7 protein-coding genes, 1 tRNA gene and 1 pseudogene are annotated in these 6572 nt (G+C 48.1%); 6 read left to right on the forward strand and 3 right to left on the reverse strand.

The features are described from left to right. Positions 1-56 precede the first annotated feature (56 nt). Both ACLD4K_RS09815 and yejK read right to left on the reverse strand, forming a co-directional pair. Complete coding sequence (locus tag ACLD4K_RS09815; protein WP_000033440.1) at positions 57-677, reverse strand: hypothetical protein; 621 nt, start codon at positions 675-677, stop codon at positions 57-59. A gap of 27 nt (positions 678-704) precedes the next feature. After that, positions 705-1712, reverse strand: a complete 1008-nt coding sequence (gene yejK, locus ACLD4K_RS09820) for a nucleoid-associated protein YejK (RefSeq protein WP_000050812.1) — start codon at positions 1710-1712, stop codon at positions 705-707. A gap of 179 nt (positions 1713-1891) precedes the next feature. On the opposite strand from yejK, the gene ACLD4K_RS09825 reads away from it, so the two are divergent. The 5 genes and pseudogenes from ACLD4K_RS09825 to ACLD4K_RS09845 all read left to right on the forward strand — a co-directional run bounded on the left by ACLD4K_RS09825 (position 1892) and on the right by ACLD4K_RS09845 (position 4291). Then, on the forward strand, positions 1892-2119 hold the full coding sequence (locus ACLD4K_RS09825; protein WP_001135904.1) for a YejL family protein: 228 nt from the start codon (positions 1892-1894) through the stop codon (positions 2117-2119). 31 nt (positions 2120-2150) lie between these two features. Next, positions 2151-3911 (forward strand): LPS biosynthesis-modulating metalloenzyme YejM, encoded by a 1761-nt coding sequence (yejM, locus tag ACLD4K_RS09830; protein WP_411011767.1) that lies wholly within the window; start codon positions 2151-2153, stop codon positions 3909-3911. A 73-nt stretch (positions 3912-3984) separates the two neighbouring features. Then, positions 3985-4061: transfer RNA gene (locus tag ACLD4K_RS09835), tRNA-Pro, on the forward strand. Then, positions 4017-4109, forward strand: a pseudogene (locus ACLD4K_RS09840) (hypothetical protein); the annotation flags it as partial. The gene ACLD4K_RS09835 and the pseudogene ACLD4K_RS09840, both read left to right, overlap by 45 nt. Then, complete coding sequence (locus ACLD4K_RS09845; RefSeq protein WP_350387976.1) at positions 4103-4291, forward strand: DinI-like family protein; 189 nt, start codon at positions 4103-4105, stop codon at positions 4289-4291. The pseudogene ACLD4K_RS09840 and the gene ACLD4K_RS09845, both read left to right, overlap by 7 nt. 192 nt (positions 4292-4483) lie before the next feature. Here the strand turns inward: ACLD4K_RS09845 and pagL are convergent, their stop codons facing one another. Then, on the reverse strand, positions 4484-5047 hold the full coding sequence (gene pagL / locus ACLD4K_RS09850; protein ID WP_411011768.1) for a lipid A 3-O-deacylase PagL: 564 nt from the start codon (positions 5045-5047) through the stop codon (positions 4484-4486). A gap of 820 nt (positions 5048-5867) precedes the next feature. Between pagL and narP the strand changes: the two genes are divergently transcribed. Further along, entirely contained in the window at positions 5868-6515 is a 648-nt protein-coding gene (gene narP, locus ACLD4K_RS09855; RefSeq protein WP_001115500.1) for a nitrate/nitrite response regulator protein NarP, read from the forward strand. The last annotated feature ends 57 nt before the right edge of the window (positions 6516-6572 follow it).

Below are 6572 nucleotides of genomic sequence, written 5' to 3' on the forward strand. Positions count from 1 at the left end.
TAATTGAATTTGACGACATGCAGAGCAACGAGAACCCACTTTGCTTTTCTGCTTTCTTACACCTCGCCACATTCAATTAGCGCCTCCCCTAATCGAGGATCTGTAGTTTCCGCCGCGGTATTCATACCTTTAAGCCGATTGAATAATGCCCGTTGACGAACGCTGGCACTTTCCGGTTTCCATGGCAAAATTCGTATTGGTATCGTTTGCCCATCATTCAACGCATCAAATACCTTTTCATTGGTCAGTAAGTCGCCGCAGCTCCATGTCTTGCTATCAAACTGAAAATCAAATAAGACATGGAGTTCCAGTTCATCTACACGCACTTGACGCTTTGCATTATCGATGCGTATTTCCACCTTCTCTTTATGCGTCAAAGTTGCATCAAGATTGAGTCCATACCGTTTCAACTGCCCCTTGTCGTAATAGTAACGTATGCTGGACCAGGTTGATTTAAAAGCAAATCCAGTAATGAATAAACCACTTAACAAGAACAGCGGGCATATGAACAAGCTCAGTAACCAGTTGGTGCCATAAGTATAAAACAGTACCAACGAGAGAACGGTGAACACCATGCCGAGCATCAACATCATCAAAAATGCGACAATGTGCGCATACAAAACCTGCCGAAATAAACTGAAATTAACAGGCGGCCTCTGACGTATTCCTTTACTCACTACTGCGTCCTTTTATGTAGTATGCCCTTATTTCCCGCCCGACGTGCGTCGCTGCAACTGGTCGCGCAGATTCGGCGGCGTCCCTTTGATAGTTAGGGTATCGGTCGCCGGGTCCCAGAAAATCCGCTCACCCAGCAGCATCGCATCAAAGTTAATCGTTAACCCGCCGCCGCTGCCGGCATATTTGGTTAGCTGGCGCAGCGTACTGCGATCCGCCGGGAAGCTCTCTTCCAGTTCATAGCCTTTTTCGGCGGTAAATTCGCTGAAGCTAACTTCACTGACGCCGGAAAGCTCTTTAGACAGCGATTCCAGCTCAATCTCTTCCCCGGCTTGTAATTGCTCGTTGCAGTAGCTGTACACCTGCTGGCGCACGTTCTGACGTTCTGCTTTATCCAACTGCGCTTCTGCGGTGAAATCATCCACTGCCTGCAACAGGCCGCGATTCTGCGCTTTGGCGTTCAACCCTTCGCTGGCGCCGAGGAAATCCATAAAGAAGTCAGCGACCTTGCGCCCTACCCGACCTTTGAGAAACGTCAGGTAGCGGGTCGATTGCGGATTAGTTTCCCACTCGGTAAGATCGATACGCGCCACGATATCCGCATGGTTAATATCAAGATAATGCGTCGGGTTAATGTCCAGATTTTCATTGACCCGCATACTGCTCAGGTTGTTCAGTACCGTAACCAGCAGATACTCCACCGCCAGGTAACGATAATGGCAGAACAATACAATGCCGCCGTCCGCAAAGGGATATTTCGCCAGTTCGTCACGCAGGCGTCCGGTCGCCGCCCGGCTAAAGGCAAGAAAATCTTCTTCCCCCTGACGTTGCAACCGCAGCGCTTGCGCCAGTTCACTCTCTTCGCTAAACAGGCCATACGCCTTATTCTTGGCGCTATAGACCCGATGCAGTTCAGCCACCATCTCGACAACGGTGGTTGTCGGCTCCAGCAATGAATCGCGCAAGACCAGCTCAAGATTTTGCTCATCGCGCTTGATAAGCTGGTGCAGGGCAATCTGGTTGATATCCAGACTCATGATAAACTCTCCTTTAAGACCGGGCGGTATTCAACCACCGCCTGCCGGAAGACGCAAGCAATCGCCCTGTCATTTCAGGCGTTATCCGTAACGCGAATGATTTAGGGGATAAAAATGCAGAAAAAAAACTGTTGCTACGGTAATATGTTGCCCTTTCATGAACAAACAGATTTTGATTTATGCCACAACTCTCCCGCTATAGTGATGAACATGTTGAACAACTGCTGAGCGAACTGCTCAGTGTACTGGAAAAACATAAGGCGCCGACCGATCTTTCCCTGATGGTGCTGGGAAATATGGTCACCAACCTTATCAACACCAGCGTGGCGCCGGCTCAACGCCAGGCGATTGCGAACTCTTTTGCCCGCGCCTTGCAGTCTTCGATTAGCGAAGACAACGCGCACTAAAAAGCCGACTCCGGAGAAACAAGCGACAGGTATGGTAACTCATCGTCAGCGCTACCGTGAAAAAGTCTCCCAGATGGTTAGCTGGGGGCACTGGTTCGCTCTGTTCAATATACTGTTGGCTACGTTGCTCGGCAGCCGTTACCTGTTTGTCGCCGACTGGCCGACAACGCTTGCGGGTCGCATATACTCCTACCTGAGCATTGTCGGGCACTTTAGCTTTCTGGTGTTCGCCACCTATTTGCTTATTCTTTTTCCGCTCACGTTTATCGTGATGTCCCAGCGGCTGATGCGGTTTTTATCAGCCATTCTGGCGACCGCGGGTATGACGTTGTTGCTTATCGACAGCGAAGTCTTTACCCGTTTTCACCTGCATCTTAACCCCATTGTCTGGGAGCTGGTCATCAACCCTGACCAGAACGAAATGGCGCGCGACTGGCAGCTTATGTTTATTAGCGTGCCGGTTATCTTATTGATTGAGATGCTATTTGCGACATGGAGTTGGCAAAAGCTGCGCAGTCTCACGCGCCGCCGCCATTTCGCAAGGCCGCTTGCGGCATTCTTTTTCGTCTCCTTTATCGCATCGCATCTTATCTACATCTGGGCAGACGCTAATTTTTACCGGCCGATTACCATGCAGCGGGCAAACCTGCCGCTCTCTTATCCGATGACGGCGCGACGTTTTCTTGAAAAACACGGTCTGCTGGATGCGCAGGAATATCAGCGCCGTCTGGTAGAGCAAGGCAATCCGGAAGCGGTCTCCGTTCAGTACCCGCTCAGCAATTTGCACTATCGCGATATGGGCACCGGTCAGAATGTGCTGCTCATTACCGTAGACGGCCTGAACTATTCTCGCTTTGAGAAGCAGATGCCGGAGCTGGCTACATTTGCCGAACAAAACATCGACTTCACTCGTCATATGAGTTCAGGGAATACCACTGATAACGGTATTTTCGGCCTGTTCTATGGCATATCGCCAGGCTATATGGATGGCGTGTTATCCACCAGAACGCCTGCGGCGCTCATTACCGCGTTGAATCAGCAAGGCTACCAACTGGGACTGTTTTCTTCGGATGGCTTCGCCAGCCCGCTTTACCGTCAGGCATTACTGTCCGATTTCTCGATGCCGGCAGCGCAGACGCAGTCTGATGCGCAAACGGCCAGCCAGTGGATAGACTGGCTGGGACGCTACGCACAGGAAGATAATCGCTGGTTCTCCTGGGTCTCCTTTAACGGGACAAACCTTGATGACAGCAACCAGAAGAACTTTGCCAAACGCTACGCCAGCGCCGCTCAGGATGTGGATGCGCAAATCAATCGGGTTCTGAACGCGCTGCGAGAGGCCGGTAAATTCGACAATACCGTCGTGATCATTACCGCAGGACGCGGCATACCGTTGACGCCGGAAGAAAATCGCTTCGACTGGTCGCAAGGTCATCTGCAAGTACCGCTGGTGATCCACTGGCCGGGGACGCCTGCGCAGCGTATTAATGCGCTTACCGATCATACCGATGTAATGACCACGTTGATGCAACGCCTGTTACATGTCAGCACGCCAGCGAACGAATATTCACAGGGCCAGGACATCTTTACCGTTCCACGTCGCCATAACTGGGTAACGGCGGCAGACAGCAGTACGTTGGCAATCACGACGCCGCAAATGACCCTGGTGCTCAATAATAACGGTCATTATCAGACCTATAATTTACACGGCGAGAAGATCAAAGATCAGAAGCCGCAGCTCAGTCTGCTGCTGCAAGTGCTAACAGAAGAGAAACGTTTTATCGCTAACTGATTAATTATAAATCAGTTAGCACCGTTTCCCCTTGCATTCGCGTTGGAAAGAGGTAGTATTAGCACCCACAAGTCGGCACGTAGCGCAGCCTGGTAGCGCACCGTCATGGGGTGTCGGGGGTCGGAGGTTCAAATCCTCTCGTGCCGACCAAAATTCCCCTTAAAAACCAGCCTCTCAGGGCTGGTTTTTTTATGCCTACAATTAAAAAGTTAGCTGATGCCAGAGACGTTATTTTGCATGAACTGATCGGACACCTTTCCTGTGCAGTGGTCACAGTAAAGTCAATGCAGGCAAATAACGTAAACCATGTTTGTACTAAAACAGAAAAAGCGCATCTACACCCTATGCTGGAAGAAATGTTTGCAGTGGCAGGTAAATGAGTAAGCAATCTGTCGCAGCAATAATAAAACGTTCTGGTAAGGTAAATGGCTTACCACTTCTTTGTCACTAACAATTAGCCTCCCTGTCGCCATAGGGCCGATAACGATCGGCTAGTCACAACACGTTTTTGTAGACAACGTACTGTGATTAATTTCTCCTTCAGCCAGCAACTCGCTAATTGTTATTCAACTTTAGAAATTATAACTAATTGAAGCACCTACAAAATTATGCCCTGAATTTTTATCCGTGAGTGATCCATTCGAGAAATGCCGGATATAAGCTTCTGTAGAAAAAGAGCCAAAGTTCCAGCCAAGAAACGCTTTTTCTCCAAAGGTAAATGCAGAATTGACACGCATATCATCTTGCGACTTAGATTTTATATAAGCCCCCAGACCAATACCGGTATAGATACCAGCGAAATGAACCAGCGCCACATCCTTCGAGATACCTAATACGGCCTGATTATATTTATTGCAGGGAACGCTGCCAGAATGTTTACTGCAATCATCGTTCCCCTTAGCCTTAAATCCTCCTAACTCCAGATTATTTCTTGCCTGTAAAAAGAAAAAATCGCTGGGTTCACTGTATGTCAGAAAGGCCGTATATAAGTGCTCAACCCCTCCTCTCCTTATACTTTCTCCCCCAGCAAAAGAGATCTGATGTTTGTTGCCCTTACCAAAAAAAACATTATCATTAGCAGAACATGCGAATGCACAAGGTAATAATATATATATAAATATTCTCTTCATATACACTCCATCACCATTTCAATGTCAATAGCTATTTTTAACCGACTAATATATTTAAAATTTTCTACGCCACACTTACGCTCTCAGAAACGGCTGATATAGCATCCAGTATTAATATTATTTTCATAATTATTCCATCCAGCATTTTTGATGCAAACAGGCTGGGCATGGACTGTGTGCAGAAATCAAAACATACTCACTACATTCTCCCCTTGAGTTGCCCCAACGGGTGCTCAAAACGCTGAGAGTGTTGTTCAGGCACCCAGGATAAGTTATAAGTGAGTGACTCTCATTCCTGACCACATTTTCATTTATGATAAGAATATCGTCAGAATCAATTTATCGCATAAAAATATCTCTACTATTGACTTGATATTTAATTTAACAGATGTCGCGGTTTATTCGTTCTGCTCAGATGTATTTCATTGACATTAATAAAACAATAAATAAATTCAATTAAAATAATTTGTTAATAATGACAAGCTTTAGACGCTATGACTTTTAATAAGGAATTTCCTGCCAGTAAAGATAGCCTGGACTTACGGGTGCAAGGGCGCAGCAACATATACCACACTTCTGTTATGTCGCATTGTCCGAAAAAAGCGTCCAGACCAGTATTCAGCCTCCTCGGGGGAGTATTCTGTTTTCCCTCGCAGCAGGTTGTTTTATCCTTTCTATCGTTCAGCTAATGACTCGCCTGTCACAGGTTTTACTACTTACCCATGCACTAATTAGGGTAAAATTTACGCGCTTGACAATGTGGCAAATCTGGACGATTTCCGTGCTGAAAACAATAATCATTCTAATAAAACTCAGGAGATATAGTATGCCTGAAGTAACACCTTTTCAGGTGCTTATTGTGGACGACCATCCACTTATGCGGCGAGGTATTCGTCAATTACTGGAACTGGACCCGGCTTTTTATGTCGTTGCCGAAGCGGGTGACGGGGCGAGTGCGATCGATCTGGCGAATCGCATTGAGCCCGATCTGATCCTGCTGGATCTGAATATGAAAGGTCTGAGCGGGTTAGATACCCTGAACGCGCTACGCCGGGATGGTGTGACGGCGCAAATTATTATTCTTACCGTCTCGGATTCCGCCAGCGACATCTACGCGCTGATCGACGCCGGCGCCGACGGTTATCTGCTCAAAGATAGCGATCCGGAAGTGCTGCTGGAGGCCATTCGCAAAGGCGCTAACGGCGGTAAAGTCTTTAGCGATCGGGTCAATGAATATCTGCGTGAGCGCGAACGGTTTGGCGCGCAGGAAGATCCCTTTAGTATCCTGACCGAACGAGAGTTAGATGTCTTGCATGAGCTGGCGCAGGGGCTTTCTAACAAACAGATTGCGTCAGTACTGAATATTTCTGAGCAGACGGTTAAGGTGCACATTCGTAATCTACTTCGCAAGCTAAACGTGCGCTCGCGCGTCGCGGCGACCATTCTATTTTTACAAACACGCGGAATGCAGTAACAAGCCAGGCCCGATGGCGCCACGCCACCGGGCCGTCAGGGTCTTATTTCTCCTGCG

The sequence above is a fragment of the Salmonella sp. 741265055_HSA genome, from assembly GCF_046569525.1.
In the GTDB taxonomy this organism is placed as follows: Bacteria; Pseudomonadota; Gammaproteobacteria; order Enterobacterales; family Enterobacteriaceae; genus Salmonella; species Salmonella enterica.